The sequence below is a fragment of the Sphingobium sp. AP50 genome, from assembly GCF_900109095.1.
GTDB lineage: Bacteria > Pseudomonadota > Alphaproteobacteria > Sphingomonadales > Sphingomonadaceae > Sphingobium.
Genome location: NZ_FNYZ01000030.1, coordinates 1 through 17,411, shown reverse-complemented (window position 1 = coordinate 17,411; position 17,411 = coordinate 1). Strand labels below are relative to the sequence as shown.

At 64.8% G+C, this 17,411-nt stretch carries 15 protein-coding genes; 14 read left to right on the top strand and 1 reads right to left on the bottom strand.

From position 1 onward, the window contains the following. Positions 1-9 precede the first annotated feature (9 nt). From BMY84_RS26645 to BMY84_RS26580, 14 genes are all read left to right on the top strand, one after another. Positions 10-645, top strand: coding sequence for a TraV family lipoprotein (locus tag BMY84_RS26645; RefSeq protein ID WP_093087987.1), 636 nt, complete (start codon positions 10-12; stop codon positions 643-645). After that, positions 642-3,161, top strand: a complete 2,520-nt coding sequence (locus BMY84_RS26640) for a TraC family protein (RefSeq protein WP_093087986.1) — start codon at positions 642-644, stop codon at positions 3,159-3,161. Before BMY84_RS26645 ends, BMY84_RS26640 begins: the two co-directional genes overlap by 4 nt. Continuing rightward, positions 3,161-3,487, top strand: a complete 327-nt coding sequence (locus BMY84_RS26635) for a hypothetical protein (RefSeq protein ID WP_093087984.1) — start codon at positions 3,161-3,163, stop codon at positions 3,485-3,487. Before BMY84_RS26640 ends, BMY84_RS26635 begins: the two co-directional genes overlap by 1 nt. Further along, entirely contained in the window at positions 3,484-3,720 is a 237-nt protein-coding gene (locus BMY84_RS26630) for a hypothetical protein (RefSeq protein ID WP_093088022.1), read from the top strand. Before BMY84_RS26635 ends, BMY84_RS26630 begins: the two co-directional genes overlap by 4 nt. Then, positions 3,710-4,342, top strand: a complete 633-nt coding sequence (locus tag BMY84_RS26625; protein ID WP_093087983.1) for a conjugal transfer protein TraW — start codon at positions 3,710-3,712, stop codon at positions 4,340-4,342. The genes BMY84_RS26630 and BMY84_RS26625 overlap by 11 nt, the downstream gene beginning before the upstream one ends. 20 nt (positions 4,343-4,362) lie before the next feature. Further along, positions 4,363-5,352 (top strand): TraU family protein, encoded by a 990-nt coding sequence (locus tag BMY84_RS26620; protein ID WP_256215468.1) that lies wholly within the window; start codon positions 4,363-4,365, stop codon positions 5,350-5,352. 391 nt (positions 5,353-5,743) lie between these two features. After that, positions 5,744-7,666, top strand: coding sequence for a hypothetical protein (locus tag BMY84_RS26615; RefSeq protein WP_177204220.1), 1,923 nt, complete (start codon positions 5,744-5,746; stop codon positions 7,664-7,666). Between the two features lie 53 nt (positions 7,667-7,719). Continuing rightward, a complete protein-coding gene (traN, locus tag BMY84_RS26610; RefSeq protein ID WP_256215467.1) occupies positions 7,720-8,754 on the top strand; it encodes a conjugal transfer protein TraN in 1,035 nt (344 codons plus the stop codon). After that, complete coding sequence (locus tag BMY84_RS26605) at positions 8,726-9,559, top strand: type-F conjugative transfer system pilin assembly protein TrbC (protein ID WP_256215461.1); 834 nt, start codon at positions 8,726-8,728, stop codon at positions 9,557-9,559. Before traN ends, BMY84_RS26605 begins: the two co-directional genes overlap by 29 nt. Further along, positions 9,531-10,130, top strand: coding sequence for a S26 family signal peptidase (locus BMY84_RS26600; RefSeq protein ID WP_093087977.1), 600 nt, complete (start codon positions 9,531-9,533; stop codon positions 10,128-10,130). The genes BMY84_RS26605 and BMY84_RS26600 overlap by 29 nt, the downstream gene beginning before the upstream one ends. Further along, positions 10,127-10,975, top strand: coding sequence for a conjugal transfer protein TraF (locus BMY84_RS26595; RefSeq protein WP_093087976.1), 849 nt, complete (start codon positions 10,127-10,129; stop codon positions 10,973-10,975). Before BMY84_RS26600 ends, BMY84_RS26595 begins: the two co-directional genes overlap by 4 nt. Next, positions 10,972-11,574 (top strand): hypothetical protein, encoded by a 603-nt coding sequence (locus tag BMY84_RS26590; protein WP_093087974.1) that lies wholly within the window; start codon positions 10,972-10,974, stop codon positions 11,572-11,574. The genes BMY84_RS26595 and BMY84_RS26590 overlap by 4 nt, the downstream gene beginning before the upstream one ends. 155 nt (positions 11,575-11,729) lie before the next feature. Then, entirely contained in the window at positions 11,730-13,088 is a 1,359-nt protein-coding gene (locus BMY84_RS26585; RefSeq protein WP_256215466.1) for a conjugal transfer protein TraH, read from the top strand. 13 nt (positions 13,089-13,101) lie between these two features. Continuing rightward, positions 13,102-16,833, top strand: coding sequence for a conjugal transfer protein TraG N-terminal domain-containing protein (locus tag BMY84_RS26580; protein WP_093088018.1), 3,732 nt, complete (start codon positions 13,102-13,104; stop codon positions 16,831-16,833). Here BMY84_RS26580 and BMY84_RS26575 read toward each other — a convergent pair. After that, positions 16,814-17,257, bottom strand: a complete 444-nt coding sequence (locus BMY84_RS26575; protein WP_256215460.1) for a hypothetical protein — start codon at positions 17,255-17,257, stop codon at positions 16,814-16,816. The genes BMY84_RS26580 and BMY84_RS26575 overlap by 20 nt on opposite strands. Between the last annotated feature and the right edge of the window lie 154 nt (positions 17,258-17,411).

Genomic DNA, 17,411 nt, shown 5'->3' with positions numbered 1-17,411 from the left:
GACACGCCCATGCCGCTCCGCTCTTTCCTGGCAGCTTCGGTGATACACCGCGCAGGCACTCCGCTGCTGATGCTGGCCAGCCTTCCCGCCTGCACCGCCATCGGCTCGGTCATGTCGCCCTATCCTGAAAAGTTCAGCTGCAAGAATAGCGACCATGGCCAGTGCATCCACCCCGAGCGCGCCTATGAGGATGCGGTCGCCGGCGCCGCCTCGCGATCCGATCCCAAAGTCACGAACGACAGGAAGATGCTGAAAGGCAGCGCCGTCGCCACCTCGCCCGGATCGACGGGACGCGCCAGGGGCAAGGCCGCCACGCCCTATCTTGGCTATCGGATGAGCGTCTATCGCGAGCTTCAAGGGCTGGTCGAGGCGCCGGTGACGCCGATGCTGCGGCCGGGCCGTACGATCCGCACGCTCATCCTTCCTTATGCCGACCGTGAACGGCCCGACCGGCTCTACATGCCGCGCTATGTCTATTCGATCCTCGACAAGCCCGTATGGGTGGTCGGCGACTATCTGGTGAGCCCCGTCAATCCGGCGAGCCGTGTGCCAGTCCTCGAGCAGGTGAAGGCCAAGCCCGTGCCAATGGAGACGAGCGACCTTCCCGCTCCACCGCAGGAACAGCCGCGAGAGCAGGGGCAATGAAGGCGCCCGGCACCCGTCATGGCGGCGGCATGACGTTCGAGCGGCTGCGCCAGAGCGTTTCGCGCGATGCCTATTCCGACTTTCTGCCGATGGTCGCCTGGGTCGCGGAGGAGGAAGCCTTCCTCTGCATCGACGATGGCTGGGGCCAGGCCTGGGAACTCGTGCCCAGTGCCTATCTCTTCGCCCATGTCCATCAGGCGCTGCTCGGCCTCCTTAATATCCATTTCGCGGCGGGCACCGTTGTCCAGCTCCACTGCTTTGCCGACCCACTGATCGACGATGCGCTCGACGCCTTCCTGGATCTCAAATCCCGGCCCGATCCGTTGATTCAGGCCTCGGCGCGCCGCACCCGCGATTATCTGCGCGAAGGGACGAAGGGCCTCGATGCCCTGCACGGCATTCCGCTGCGCAATTTCCGGCTGCTCCTCTCGATCAAGACGCGCAAACCGCTTGGGGCCGACCTGCGGCGCCAGATCGAAGAGCAGCTCTCCAAGCTCGGCATCGCCCGCCTCGCGCCCGAGGCCCTGGTCACCTTCTATCGCCGCATTTTCAACGGCGTGTTCTCTGCTGCACCGGGGGTTTTCGCCCAAGGCAGCGAGGACATGCCCGCGCGCCCGGTGCGCAAGCAGTTGATCGATGCCGGCCCCGATCTCGTCTTCGATGGCCCCGAACTGTTCCTCGGCAAACAGGTCGCGCGCTGCCTTACCCCCAAGTCCCCGGCGCGGCGGGTCACGGCCGAACGCTGCAACCGGCTGCTGGGCGGCATGCGCGGCGCTTCGGAGGATAGCGACCAGATTGGCGGCCCCTTCCTCTACACGCTCAACATCCTCTTCGATCATTCGAGCTTCGAAATCCACAAGCGCGCGCAGATCCTCTCCGCGCAAAAGGCCGCTGGCAGTTTCGCGGTCGAGGTCGGCAAGCAGATCGAGGAGATCGGCTGGGTCCTCGACGAAGCGGGCAACAGCCGCTTCGTCTCGGTGATCCCGGTCATCTGGGTGTTCGGCCGCGACAGTGCGCAGGCCCGCGAGATGGCGGCGCGCGCCAAGCGCCTCTGGGAAAGCGAACCGCTCCCCTGGATGATGCAGGAGGAAAGCTATCTCAACCCAGTCCTGCTGCCGATGGCCCTGCCCTTCGGCTTCTATCCTGACCGGCGGACATTGCGGATGCTGGAGCGCGACCTCCCCATGCCAGCAAAGGCCGCAGCGCTACTGGCACCTGTCCAGACCGACTTTCGCGGCGGCGGCCGCCCTGCCCTGCTCTATGCCGGGCGCAAGGGCCAGCTCATCACGCTCGATCTCTTCGATCCGCGCATCAACAATTATAATTTCATCGTCTCGGCCGAGAGCGGCGCTGGCAAAAGCTTCCTCCTCAATAACCTATGCCAACAATATTATGCGCAAGGCGCGCTCATCCGCATCATCGATATCGGCGGCAGCTATGCCAAGCTCTGCACGCTCTGCTCGGGCCGCTACATCGACATTGGCGAGGAGCATTTCGTCCTCAACCCCTTCGACATGGGCTTCGCGCTCGACGGCGACGATCGGCAGTCGGCCATCTCCATGGCGGTCGCCATCGTCGCGGAAATGGCCAATGCCGCGACCCGCAAGGGCGTCAGCACGTCCGAATGGAACCTGCTGAAGTCCGCGGTGCAGTGGACGATCGACAGCGGGCGGGCGGAAGCCGGGATCGACGCGGTGCGCGATTGGCTTGGCGCCTATCCCGCTTATGCCACCAGCGACCTCGACAAGGTCGATCATCTGATCCCAGCCGCCCGCGAACTCGCCTTTAATCTTCGCGATTTTGCCAGTTCAGGCGCCTATGGCCATTATTTCAACGGCCCCTCGACCTTCGACATTTCCGCCGACGAGTTCGTCGTGCTCGAGCTTGAGCGCCTCAAGGCCATGCCCGACCTCTTCAATGTGATCGTGATGGTGGTGGTGAACGCGGTCACCCAGGAGCTTTATCTTTCCGCACGCGACCGGCCCCGCTTTGTCCTGTGCGATGAGGCCGCCCAGTTCATGACGAGGACCGACGGCCAGGATCTCTCCCGCCTCGCCGAGGTGTTCGGCCAGGGCTACAGGCGCGCGCGCAAATATCAGGGGAGTTTCGGCGTCGTCCTTCAGTCGATGAACGACCTGCTGCTGTTCGGCGGCACGGGACAGGTAATCCTCGAAAATGCCGCTACCCGCTTCCTGCTTCAAGGATCAACCTATGACCGGGCCGTCGAGAACAAGATCCTCGATTATTCGGGCTTCGTCCTCGATCTCCTGAAATCGGTCCGTAACAACAAGCCCCATTATTCGGAAGTCTTCATCGACTCACCGCTTGGTCTGGGCATCGCACGCCTCGTCGTCGATCCCTTCTCCTACTGGATCAACACCAGCGCGCCGCAGGAGGTCGCCGCCTTCGAGGCGCGACTGCGCAGGGGCATGTCGCCACTCGAAGCGGTCTGCGATCTGGCCGGCGTCGATCCTAGCGAAATCCTTGGCTCCGGCTCAAGCGGGGAGCTGCTGTGATGCGCACGCCTCCCGACCAGAACCAGCCCCGCTTCGAATTCGCGCCCGATCCCACGCTCGAAGCCTTCATCGAGAGACGCGCAGCGGCCAAGGCCGAGGCACAGGCGCTCTATTGGCGCTTCCGCCTCGTCACGATCGAAACGCTGATGATGGGCCTGCTTGTGGGCGCCGCGGGCCTTGCGCTCGGCAAGCCTCCCTTCCTCGTCCTGCGAGCCGCCGTGATGGTCGCCGCCGGCTGCTTTGCGAGCGGCATCCTCCTCATCGGCCTCACTGGCGCGATCGACAAGGGCCTCCTGCGCCTGCGCACATGGTGGCGCGCGCGATGAGCGGCATCCTCTCCCGGCGCCCCGCGCCCGGGCCCATCCGGCTCCTGGTAGGAACCCAGCTCATACTGCTCGTCCAGTCCCTCCTGCTCTACGAAGCGTCGGACGCGCTGCCCTCCGCGCTGCAGGTCTTTCTGCTCGCGACCTGGATATTGGGCACCGCAGCGCTCATCGCTGCGGTCCGCGGCGAGAGCGATGAAGGCAAACCCTGGTGGAGGCGGCGCCATGATCGCTGATGAGCGCTTTCCCGATCGCGCCCGCCACGCCCTGATCGGCGCGCTGATGCTGAGCCTTGCCTGCGGGAACCCCGCGCGGGCGGCGACCTCCACCATCGGGCGGACCTGGTCGATCGCCGAGCCCGATGCTATGACCGAGATCGAGGACCGCGCTGCCAGGGCGCCCAGCTTTGCCTCCCGGCTAGGCCCCCGTTCGAGCTGGTCGGCGATGCACGCGGCACAGCTTGGGGTTGCAAAGGTGGACCGGGTCCGCAGCCTTGTCCCCTTCTATACGGTGGAGCAGGATATCCGTCTGCCCGATGGCCGACTGCTTTACCCCAAGGGCTTCACCTTCAACCCGCTCGACTATGTGTCGTTGCCCCAGCGCCTCGTCATCATCCACCCGCGCGATCTGGGCTGGGCTTTGAAGCAGGCGCGGTTCACGGATTTCATCTTGCTGACCGCGGGCGATGCGCTCGACCTCTCCGAACGCACCGGCCGTCCGCTCTTCATCCTGGAAGAACGGATCAAGGAACGGCTGGGCCTCACTGTCGCGCCGGTGATCGTCGCGCAGCAGGGCAAAAAGCTCATGCTCACCGAATATGCGCCGCTTCGCGCAGCGAGCGGGAGCGCGCGGCCATGAAGCGGAAGCTCCTCACGCGCATGGCGCCGCTTGCATTGGTGCTGGCTACCGGCGGTGCCTCCGCGCCAGCCTACGCCTCCAAATGCGAGGCGAGGACCATCTTCAATCCGCTGACCAAGGTGCGCTGGACCTGCATCTTTCCGATCACGATCGGCGGCGTGCGGGTGGGGAGTTTCGACAAGCTCGACAAGGCGCTCGACGCCCAGTCCGCTTCCAAACCCTTATGCGCCTGCCGCAAGGGCGCGACCTTCTGGTTCGGCGTGAAGGTGAGCTTCTGGTCGCCCAACCGGATGATCGATGTCGTCACCGAGCCGGGTTGCATGATGGCGCTCGGCGCCGATCTCCTCCCCACCGGCGGCCGGCTTCAGGGCAGTCAGTCCGGAATCGCCGACGGCACCAACAGCCAGAAGCTGTTTGCGCAGATGCATTACTACATCTCGCCGGTCTGGAAGATGCTCGACATGTTCACCGACCTCCCCTGCGTCGAGGACGATGGCTTCGACGTCGCGATGATCACCGAAGTCCTGCCAACCTGGCAATCCGGGACATTGGGCGCGATCATCCAGCCCGAAGGGATCCTGTTCGGCAATCCCGCCGCTGGTCTTGCCTGCACGGCCGATAGCGCCGCGGCGGCAGCGGGCAAGGTCATCGATCCGCTCTTCTGGTGCATGGGAAGCTGGGGCGCGACCTATCCGGTGGCGGGCGACATCCATTTTGGCGACAGCGTCGAGGCTTGGGCGGGCCTTGCGGCGCGCGGCACCTTCATGATGGGGCGGCTTGGCGCGCTCACCATCAGCTCGGCTGACGGCTGTTCGTTCAAGCCCCAGCCGATCTGGACCAAGAGCCGCTACAAGCTCCAGATCATGGAGCCGGTCAAGGGCGGCAAATGTGTCAATATCGGCCGTCCCGGCGCGCTCTGGTCCTCGGCCAAACATGCGCCGGGCAAGGACAACGCCCAGTTCATGTCCTTTGAAAAGGTGATCTGCTGCGCGGGGGTCTCGACCCCATGAGCAAATCCCCTCCCCCAAGCCCCACAGCGACCCGGCTCCCTGCCCGGTCTGCCCGCCAAGGCCAAGTCGGCCCGGCCGGGCGCTGCGCGGGCGGAGCGGCGCCGGCGCCATCCGGCGCCGCTCCATTCCCGGTTTCTTCTTCTGCGGCTTTGCAACCGCAGGAGAGGAAGGTCGGCACGGCCGGATATACCCCCGGCGAGCGAGGCTCCCCCCCTCTGCCTGAAGCCCTGTTCGCTTCGGCCGTGCTGACCATAGTGGATGGACGGGCCGCGTTTCTCTGTCTGTCGGCGCCTCCCGGCGTTGCCGCACTTTGCCCCCTGTTTCGCCTGCGCAAGGTGGCTGGCGCCGGCAGAGGCGAGGGCCAGTCGTGAGACTCCATCTCTCCGCCAGCATGGCCGGCCTCTACCTGCTGGTCGCACAGACCGCGTTGGCGCAGCCGGCCTTCGCGCAGGATATGGACGCGAGAGCGCGGGCAGCAGCGGCGGCCTCGCGGGCCAAATCCGGCGACAGCGATGCGATCAGCAACAATTATCTGACGCCGGGCCTCGGCAACCAACCCGTCAGCACGGTCGACAACAGCCGCAGCTTCACGCCCAATCTCGCCTGCCAAAAGAGCGCCACCATGCTGGAAATGCTGGTCCAGTCGGGCGCGACCGGCGACATCACCCATCTCTCCATTTCCCGCGACAAGAATCTCGACGGCGCCTTTGACCAGGTCCTGGCCCTCCCGGTTCCGGTATCGGGAATCTGCGCCAACGGCGTTATCTCCTGTTCGCCGGGAAGCTGGAACCAGTGCCAGAGTTTCAAATGGGATGTCGGCGGTAGCGGCGACCTCAAGCTCAGCGAGGTCGATCTGCCGGACCTCGCCGGATGCTATTGCGTCAATGCAAGCTGCGGTGCCAACCTGGTCGCGGGCAATCTGCCCTCAGTTCTGAAGGACCTGGGTGGCGGGGTCATCGGCGCGCTGACGACCGCCGATCCCCGGACCGCGGTGGCGCAGGCCAGTATCGACGGCCCGGTCATCCGCTATGTCGGCGCGCAGACGACCGCCTGCTCGTCCTCGCCTTCGGTGTCCGCGACGAGCTATCGCGCCAACCCGACGGCGATCAGCGGCGACGCCTATGCCGCCTCGCAGACAAATTCTGTCTTTACAGCGCTTGCGGCCTCGCCGGCAGGCAATGGCAAGGCGGAGGAAACACGGTCCTGCACGATCGAGCGCGAGATTGCGGTCAAGGCCTGGGACTTTTCCGATATCGTCTCCGCCAGCGGGTCGATTACATCCACCAGCAGCTGCGGCACAGGATGCCTCCGCTTCCAGATCAGGGGTGCGGGGAGCTGCGACAGCAATCCGCCCGTCTATACCGTCACTTTCAATCCGTTGCTGCCCAGCCGGATCGTTTCGGCGCGGATTATCGAGATGGGCGCCGACGACTGGGTTCAGGGGCGGATCAACGGGCAAGTCGTGGGCTCGGCGGGCAAGCGTCTGTGGACGGGTGATGGCCTGCCATCGGGTGACTGCCGGATCAGCGATGATCCCTGGTATAACCGCACGCCCATCGATTTTACCGACACGCTCAGGTCCGGCGCGACGTCTGTCAGCGCGCGGGTCCGCGGCGGGGGTGGCGGCAATTGGGGTTATGTCACCGTCGAAATCCAGGTCGACACGAGCTGCGAGGTCAGCGAACGGCTGGTCGACCTCTGCGCAGGCTATGCGGGTCATCCCGCCTGCCACCTGACCCAGGAAGATGTCGATGGCGTCGAGACCGTCCGCAATGGCGTCGTCACGGGTTTGAAGCCCCTGCCCCTCACCCGCCTGTTCGGCACCGGCAGCTGCACCTATCAATATAGCCGCGGCTTCTTCCTGCGCACGCGCCGCTATGCCTGCGTGGTCGATACATCGGGAACCGTGCAGCCCGATCTTGCCCGCGCAACCTACATCATCGACCATTCGACCGAGACGATGCTCGCCGATCAGACGCGGGCCAACGATGGCTCCCTCGTCCAGTCGACCCGCGCCTTCGCGCTTCCCGACCGTCCGGCGGTCGCGGCCTGCGAGTCCATCTGCAAGACCCGCGCGCCCAGCGCCAATAGCGGCGTCGCGCCCGCTGGCGCCGTGGCGGAAAAGCAGAATGTGCCCGTCGGCTGGGACAGCTTCTATCATGTCTGCTCGGCCGACAATGTCTGCCCGCTGGGCGATGGCGAGGAGATCGTCTCACCCTGCGGCTGCCTCGATGATTTCCCCGAGGCGGTGGTCATGATGCAGACCGTTCGGCTCGCCGGCTCCGACCTTGCCTGCACGGCGGTGGCGCGATGATCCGCCGCCTCGCCCCCGCACTCGCGCTCGCCTGCGCCCTGGTTCCTCTCAGTATGTTCCAGCAGGCCCATGCCGCGCAGCTCTGCGCTGCCGACCTCAACGGCAATGGCGATGCCGCCGACGAGGGAGAAATGGCGCAGTGCCTTGCAGCCGCAGACGGCGGCGCGCTCTGCCCGATCGGCCAAGTCGACTGCGTGGCCGACGCACAAGGCGGCTATACCTGCCCACTTGGCGCAGCTTTTGCCTGCAAGACGCCGACAGTTGGTGGCGTGCCGGCCTGCTCGCCCCATAGCTGCATCGATACCTCCGCCACGCCGATCGAAAATGAAGAGGTCGTCGACGATCCCGGCGCGCCGGGTGACGGCCCGGTCGATGCCGATGGCAATTGCCTTGGCACCATCGAGATATTCGGCGGGCGGGCGCTGCGTTGCCGGCCTCCCGGCGCCAGCGTCTCCTTCCAGAATTGCTGCAAGGACAAGGGCAAAATCGTCAAGGACGGGATGGGTGGTTCGTTCAGCTCGATCACCACCAAGATCGCGATCGCCAAGGGTGTCTTCACCGGCATGAAAGCGGCCTATACCGCCTTCAAGGCGGGAGCGACGGCAAGCGAGGCGGCCTCGGCAGGCGCCAATGCGATCATTGTCGGCATCGATCCCACCTCGATCGCGATCAGCCTCGCCATCAATTACATGATCGAGCTGCTGCTCCAGGGCTGCGACCAACAGGATATGGAAACCGGCATGTTGCGGGGCTCGGGCATGTGCCATGAGGTCGGCACTTATTGCGCGTCGAAGATCCTGGGCATCTGCATCCAGAAGGCGCGCGGTCATTGCTGCTTCAACACGAAGCTTGGCCGCATCATCCAGGAGCAGGGTCGGCCGCAGCTTGCCGCTTTCAACAGCTTTGGCTGGGGTACGCCCCAGCACCCCTATTGCCGCGGCTCTTCCGCTGAAGAGTTCCAGGCGCTCGACTTCAGCCGGATGGACCTCAGCGAATATTATGCGGACATCGAGGCCCGCGCCCAATCTGACATCCAGATCGACATGAAGGAAAAGATCGATGCGACGCTCAGCATCATCCATCCCTGACCTTTTGCTGCGCGCCGGCGCCATGGTCGCGCTTTGCGCCGCCGCCCCGACGCTGGCGCAAGGCGGACGGACCGCGGGAGAACACCACCCGCCCGCACCAGACAAGCCCGTTCTTTCCGGTCCGACCGGCATTCCCGAACCCTCGCAAGCGATGCGCCGCCGGGCCTTCGAGGCGATGCGGCAAAAGGGGCGCTTTCCCGGCATCGAAGCGCGGGCGCGCAAGGACCGGGAGGACGCCGCGCAGCACATGACTGCCGAGCATGACGCCCTGCAAAAGCGCCTTTATGAGGCGCTGGGGCTTGCCGCGCCGATCGATGCGGCGAAGCCGAGGGATGGACGGGCTGCGCCTTCGGCAAAGGGCTGGATGCCGATGCTGTTCGCCTCCTCCTCCATGCCGCTCCAGACCCTGCGAAATTACGCTTCGCAGCTTGAGCTGGTGGGCGGGGTCATCGCCTTTCGCGGCGTTCCGGGGGGCATGAGCAAGATCGGCCCGATGGCGAAACTGACGGCGCAGATCCTGCGCGTCGATCCGGGCTGCGAGGGGCCGGCCTGCACGATGCGTAACGTCCAGCTCATCGTCGACCCGATCCTCTTCCGCCAGCATGGCGTCAATCGGGTCCCTGCCTTCGCCATGGTGCCGGGCGATCCCACCCTTCCCTATTGCGAGCGCGACGAGGAGGTCGCGCCCCGCGCCAGCCATATCGTCTATGGCGACGCGGCGCTTTCAGGGCTGCTCGAAGAATATGCCCGCCTCGGCGGCACGGAGGAGGTCCGCGATGCTGCGTCTCGCCTGTCTCTCCGCTAGCCGCCTCTGGCCGGCTTCCAAGGCCCTGCCCATGCAGGCGGCCCGCGCGCTGGGCGGTGCGATCGGCAACCAGCCTGCCGACAACAGGCGCTTTGCGCTCAGTCTCGCCGCCATCCTGCCCATTGCCACCCTCACCTGGCTGGGATTGCCGGGCATCACCCTGGTCATGAGCCCGTCGATCGACGCCTGGGCGGTGCGACGCGCGCCGGGTCCGATCCATAAGGGGGATCTCGTCGAGTTCATGCTTTCCCATCCGATCGCAGGCCCGAAGCCGGTGAGCGTCACCAAGCGCGCGCTTTGTCTTCCGGGCGAGCGGCTCCGCGAGATCGAGCGGATGTCGATCGACGGGCGCGAGGGTACTCGTAGCTGGTATTATTGCGGCCGCACTTTCCTTGGGGCGAGTCGACCGTTCGGTCGCGATGGTCGGCCCCTTCCCCATCTGCGCTGGGGCGATCGGCCGATCCCGCGCGCCTTTATTTATGTCGGCTCCGACCATGCCGGGGGCTTTGACAGCCGCTACTTCGGGCCGGTCCGGCTCGAGCGCCTCACCCGCATGGAGCGCATCCTGTGACGCGCCCCCTCGCCCTGCTGGCCTTGGCCGGCCTGCTGCTCCCGGCGCCAGCCCAAGGAGAGGACACGATCCGCCAGGGTTACTGGTGGTATCGCGCCAAGCCCGATCCCACCGGGACTCCGCCCGATGAAGTGCCGCCAGCCCCGGTCATCCCGCCCATGGCCGAACTCGCGCGCTGGAGTCCGCCCCGGATCGCCAAGCTGATCGCTGACCAGCGCGATTATGCCGCGACCGTCCTTACCGTCGAGGCGGTATCCGATTTCTGGCGGCTGGAGGATTTCGCGAGACGGAAAGCCCGCGCCTTTGCCGGCGTCACCCAGCTGGCGATGCTCGCCCATCCCGAACTCAGCGCCAAGTCGGCCAATCCGATGATCGGCGATGCGCGCGATGCGCTCGGCGCGCAGAAGGATGCTGTGCGCCGCGCCTACCTGCGCTCGCGTGGCCCTGAATTTGCGCTCGTCATGTTCTCGCGCACCTCCTGCGGCTATTGCCGGGTGCAATGGCCGATCCTCCAGCGCTTCCAGGAGGAAACCGGCTGGCAGATCATCCGCGAGGACCTTGATCGGCGGCCCGAACTTGGCGCCCGCTTCGGCGTCGAGGTGACGCCCACCACCATGGTCATACGCCGCAACTCAGCGCAGCGCATGGTCATCGCCAATGGCGTCGAGGCCTTCCCGACGCTCATCCAGACCGCCTATCAGGCGGTGAAATTGCTCTCGGGCGACATCAGGCCCGAACAGTTCCTGACCGGCGCCGGTGAGGAAAACGGCTTTTTCGACGCGCTCGCCAATGGTCCGGTTGCGGCCGCTGATCCCATGGCAAGCCCAGGCGGAGGCCGCCCATGAGAGCCCTCCATCTCGGTACATCGATCGCGCTGCTGGGCCTGTTGCCGCTCCCGGCCCATGCGCAGGCGGAGCGACGATCGCCCGACCGGATCCAGGCGGCCCGCGCCGCGATCCATCCGGTTTCCAGCGCCGGCGAAATGCAGAGGTGGCTCGCCCGCGTTCCACGCACCCTCGATTATCCGCCGGATTTCGAGGCCGCGTTGAAGGGCCAGGGGTCCGAGTTTGTCATCGAAATGAGCACGGTGCCCGGCTGCCTGCCTTGCGGCGATCTCTGGACCAAGCTGCTTGCGCTCAAAACGCGTTATGGGCTGACGCTCCGTCCGATCGACATCGACGAGGCCATGCTTCGCTCCGGGCGCCTCGGTCTCCCTTGGATCGGCCATCCGGTCGCCTGGCTGCGCCCGGTCTCCGATGAGGCCCGCATCCTGCCGGTCGCGATTGGCACGGATCATCCGGCCAATCTCGCCCGCAACATCTATCTCGGGCTGAAGATGCAGACTGGCGTGCGGGCCGCGGTCGGCGTGCGCGCGATGGCGAAGTTCACCGGTATCGTCGGCGCCCCGACGCCCTCTCAAACAAGCAACAAAGCGAAGGACTGAGCAATGGCGGGCTCGGACCTTCACCCCACTCCCCCACCTCCCTGGAGTCCGCCATGGCCGATTGCTGCACCCTCACCCCTCTTCGTCTGACATCCTGCGCGCGGTTCCGGCAATTGATCGCGCTGCTTGCCACGCTGCTGGCGAGTTGCGGCACCATGGCACCCGCGCATGCCCAGAGTTGGGCGGAGCAATGGTTCGACAATGTGACCTATACCAGTCCCGGCAGCTTCGAGGACCAGACACGCGGCTATGTGACCGCGGGCGGCATGTCTGGCCGGATCGATGTGCATAGCGATTATCTGATGAGCCTCACCATGCCCAAGGTGAAGGCGGGCTGCGGCGGCATCGACATGTTTCTGGGCGGCATGTCTTTCCTCGATCCCGATTACCTCGTCCAGAAGCTCGAAAGCATCCTCCAGGCGGCGCCCGCCGTCGCCTTCCAATATCTGCTCGAAACTCTCGACGAGAAGATGGGCAACATCATTTCGAAGATGGAGGCGGCCACCAATTTCCTCAATTCCATCCAGGTGAACGACTGCCGCCTCGCCAATCGCATGGTCCAGATCGCCAAGGGCGACGATAACATGTCGGGCATCATCGAGGAGATGACTGGCTACAAGTCGGTGAAGGAGGGCTATGCCAAAAGCTATCAGCAAAGCCGCGAGAAGATCCAGGCTAACGGGAATAGCCCCACCGAGGATCTGAAGGACGCGCTCGCCAATTGCCCGGCCGAGGTGACCGACATCTTCCGCACTGGATCATTGCTGTCCCATGCGGCGTCCCGCGTCGGCGCGGCCGATTGGGCGGGCGTCATGCGCGCGCGAGTGGGCGATGTCTATATGCGTTGGGACGCGACCGACAAGGTTCCACTCTTCTCCGCCATCCCCGCCTGTGCCGGTCAGGATACCGAATCCTCCGACGATTTCCTGAGCGGCCGAGTGATGCGCCGCGCCCTCAACATGCCGGCCACCGCCGCCGACTGCACGCAGGACGGGAGCAAGGGCGCGCTGGCGCTCACTCGCGAGCGCATGACCTCGATCGCCGAGAAGATCAGGACCCGCGCCGCACTGACGGCCGAGGAACGGCAGTTCGTCGCCAATGTGCGGACCCTGCCGGTCTACAGGATGCTCGAATGGGGCGTCCGCCAGGATGTGGTCGACTCAGTCATCGGCGATACCGATGAACTGGTCGCGCTGACGCTCGCCTATCAGATGCTGAACGACCTCACCCGCAGCATCGACTTCGCCATCTCCAACGCCGAACGCGGCACCAGCGCAGCTGGCGCCGCCGATGGAGCCAGCGCCAATATCTGCCAGACCCGCATCCTCACCAAGGGCATCGAACAGCTGCGCGACCTGCGCGAAGAGGTGCTGCGCCAGCGCGCGCAGATGCGGCAATCCTATATGGCGGTACTCTCTCAGGCGAACCTCTCGACGGGCTATGCCGGTCTCATCCGCCAGCGTGATCGGGACGCGCGCGATGCTGCTGGTACCGCCGCCAGCCGCAACCGCTGAAGGAGCGGACGCTATGCGCCGCCTATCCCGCCTGACCGCGCTGCTTGGCGGTCTCGCCGGCCTGTTCGTCGCCTCCCCTGCCCTCGCGCTGGAGACGAGCTTTCACACCTATGACGGTTTTGCCGAGACCGTGGATGCGTTTCGGCTGGTTTCCATGATCTTCGCCGATCCGCGCTACGAGACGCTGGTGCTGATCGTCGCGGTCGTCGGGATGGCGCTCGGCGCCATGCTCGCCATGATCCGCGGCACTGGCATGGGCCTTGTCGCGTTCGGTCTCCAGATGCTGGTGGGCATCGGCCTGTTTGTCGGCCTCGTCGCGACGACCGGCACCGTCCATGTCTATGACCGGGTGCGAAACGCCTATCAGCCCGTCGGCGATGTTCCGAACCTGATCGTCTTGGTGGCGGGCGTCACCAACATGATGGAGCGCGCGCTCGCCGAAACGATCGACGACAACACGCTCGACCCGCATGCCAAACTCGAGTTCGGCGCGGGCGGCCATGCCTTCGACCTGTTCCTCAATGCCGTCAGCCCGCGCGGGCCGATGACCGATGCCTTTCTCGACGCAACGGTCAAGGATTATGTCCGCCAATGCTATCCGGTCGCCCGCGTCTCGCCGGCCTATGGCATCGATGACGACCAGCTTTTCCGCACCAGCACAGACCTGCCGGCATCCTTTGCCGCCATGGCGGGGCCTTCGACCTTCAGCACCATCTTCACAGCCTCGGACAAGGGCGGAACGACGGTCAGCTGCAACGAGGCCTGGACCCATATCGCGGATCGGCTCTCCGACCCGGCGATCTTCGAGGACTATTCCTCCCAGGTCTGTCAGCGCACAGGCTATGACATCACCAAGGCAGATCAGCTGGCACGCTGCCGCAGCAATTTGGCTGAGATGGGTGACATGATGCTGGGAACGCCGCTCACCGCCCAGTCCTTCTTCACCAATATCCTGCTGGGCAATAGTGTGGGCGACGTTCTATTCGAGGACAGCCCGGCGACGGCCGCCCGCGTCATGGCCAATCGGGCTGTGGTGGCGGGCGGCCTTGCCACCATGTCGACCGCCAATGAATGGATGCCGACGATCCGCACGACCGTCTTCGGAATCATGCTGTTCATGATGCCGATCGCCCTCCTGTTCATCCTCACCCCCATCAACCTTCGGGTCGCGAGCTTTGCGCTGGGCCTTTTCGTGTTCGTGGCGCTCTGGGGCGTCATCGACGCCGGCATCTATCAACTGACCCGTGGCCGCGCGATGGCGGTGCTAGCAGAGATGCGTTCCAATCATGTGGCGGCCACGACCTGGATGCTTGCCCCCTCCTCGGCGATGAAGGCGCTCGCCATCTTCGGGAGCTTCCGCACCGCAGCGGCGGGCCTCGCCGGGGCGTTTGTGTTCACCGTGTTCCGCTTCTCGGGCAATGTCTTCTCGTCCTTCACCGCCGGCTCGCTCGGTGTTCAGGCTCAGGGATCAGCCGCGGCTGCCGGGGTCTCCACCTCCGAAGGCTTTGCCTCGGCGCTTGAGGCGCAGGCTTCGGCCATGGGAACGGGCGCTCGTCGATCGGCCACCTCAAGCTTTGGAGATTTCGGCGAGCGCTCGACGTTCGGTACCAACCGCAGCTTCGGCGCGGCAGGCGCGGTCAGTGCTGCCCATGGCGGCGGAGCGCAAGGTAGCGCCGCAATGGGCCTCGGCAGCGTCGATGGCGCGCGGGAACTGGGCGGCCTTGCGCCAGCGCTACACGGCCGAGACCTCAATGATCCAGCGACGGCCAGCGCCGTGCGGGCAGCAGCCGCCACCGGCGCGATCCACAATTTTGCCGAGAAGGACGCGCTACGCAGCCTTGGCACCAGCTATTTCGGGGCGGGCGAAACAGGCGAGAAGGCGTTCGGCGCCTTCACCCAGGGACTCGTCCAGTGGCGGGCCTTTGGCGACATCCGCGCCTATGGCATGATGATGCAGGCCGCGACACGGCATTTCGAGCGCGGCGGCTATTCACCGCAAAACGCGGCGCTCAAGGCAAGCGGGGTCATCGCAGAAGCCAGCGCCGATCCCACCTTCGCCAAGCTCATCGCCAACAGCTATGCGCAGGAGGAAATGCTGCGCAATGACCTGACCGCCGCCCAGGTGCAGGGCGGCGCCATGGAAGGCCGCCGCGATTATGCCGGGGGTCGGGTCGCCCAGGTGGAACGGAGCAATGTCGCCACCGAGCAGGCCCATCGCACGGGTGGGAACCAGGGTCAGCGCAACGCCTCCTTGATGCTCGGCCTACCTATTGATGAGATGAGCCGCCGCATCGCCTTCATCAATGCTCTCTCCGGCGAAGCGCGCTCCTCCGCCATCACGCAACTCTCCCGCACAACGGGACGTAATGAGGCCCAGGTGACCAAGGCTCTCGAAACCTATCGGGCCGCGACCGACCTGGGTACGGCGGACGGGGCAACGGCTGAAGCAGCGCGGGAAGGTACCAGCGTTTATGGGCGGACCCGGGAAGCCGCCGGCTATGACTTTGCCGAGCGTTCGGGGAAGCTCGACGCGCAGAAAGAGGTCGGGCACGACGGCACGCGCAGTGCTGCCCGGATCGGCGAGCAGCGGCGGCAGTCGGAGAATTTCGGCTTCGCGCAAGGCGCCGAGGCCGCCGGCATGTCGACGCGCGAGGCGGCCCGTCTCGACAGCTTCATTCGAACATTGGCCGATGCGAGCGGCAACCAGCTCGACATGGCGGAAGGCGGCGCCGACGGCATCGCTGACCGGGCGAGAAACGCCCGGCTGACCAGCATCGTCGAACGCGAGCGCTTGTCACGCATCCAGGGTCTGCTGCGGGCCAACGGCATCGAAATGAGCAAGCGCCAGATCGCGATGGACCAGAATGGCGACTTCAGGATGAACCTGACCCCGGCCACCGCCGCCCAGATGTGGCAGGCTGGCCTCCTTAACGAGAGCCAGCTCGGCGCGGTCGCCAATGGCGGCCATGCCCGTTTCAGCCTCGCTCACAATGACCTGCTCGTCTCCAGTAGTGCTGGGTTCGAGAAGTCAGCCCGCAACGACACCAGCACACGGTTCGAGGCGGGTAAGCAAGCAGGTCCCGACACGATCGAACATTTCATGAGCGGTGGCGCCGAAGGGCGCACCGCCATGGCGAACTGGCTCAAGGGCGGGTTCGAGATGGACCGGAAGGGCAATTGGCGCCTGAAGCCGCAGGTTTCGGACACCATCCAACGAGATGTGCAGGCCATTATGGCGCAGACGGGGTGGGAACGCTCGATCGGCCGCACCGCGCAGGACCAAAACGCATTCTCGATCGGAGTAAAAGGCGAGATCGGTGGAGGTACTGGTACGCACACAGGTCGAATGACAAAGTCCGACCGTGGCGCGTCATTTGGCCGCATGTCGGGATCTCTAGGTATTTCCAGTCAAGAAGGTGGCTCGACTAACGAGACCGCAAGCGCGCAGCTCAACATTGTAAACTATGATGTCCGGCAAGCGTTGGCCAATTCAGAACGATCGGCGGCACGATCCATCAATCCAGCTGAGGCATTCGCCCACCGATTGTCGGAGGAAATTCTCGGCTCGAATGGGCTCAGAAACCGATATATTGATCAGACCGACAGCGCGCGCGGAACCGCTGATCTGACCGCTCCTCTGACCTCGATCGAGCAGAGCTCGCTACTAGGCAGCGGACGATTTTCGACCGATCTAACGTCGGGGCCGTTCGACGGCGATTCGGAGTTCAAGAAGGGTGCCAATTGATGTAGCCAGGGTTCAGCGGGTTCAGAGGGCTGCCGATCCAAAGCGCCCCTGACGCTGGGTCGAGTGGATCAAATTCACGAAGCATCCCGGACGGACCATATTTGTTGCGATCCCAAAAATCGTGCTCGTCGGTTTCACCGTCCTCCTGGGCTGGCAACGACACCAACCACTGACGAAGAAAACCATATGAGAGAACGAGTGCTACAATGGGCGGAAAGAACAATTCGTTCAAATACCCGCCGACTGCCGAACGATAAACGTATGCCAATGCGTCCAGCTTGAAGGACGCGAACATGCCAAGCCAATAGAGTGGCACGCCGCTCCACCAGAGCTTCGCTGACCAAGGCCGCCAAAGCCAATCTCCGAGACGAAGTTGGTTATCGCTTCGATGCGCATTATTGGATTCAATGGTTGTGGGCATCATCCATTCCTCTTCGGCGATCCTACCATCATAAAATGCTGCCGAAAATAGCGAACCCTCTGAGAGCCTGTCTTGAATCTCATGCGTAACGAGCGATGCGTCGGATTAGGACATTGGCAGCGGCGGCATAGAGAAGCGCGGTTGCGGATTTGACGGT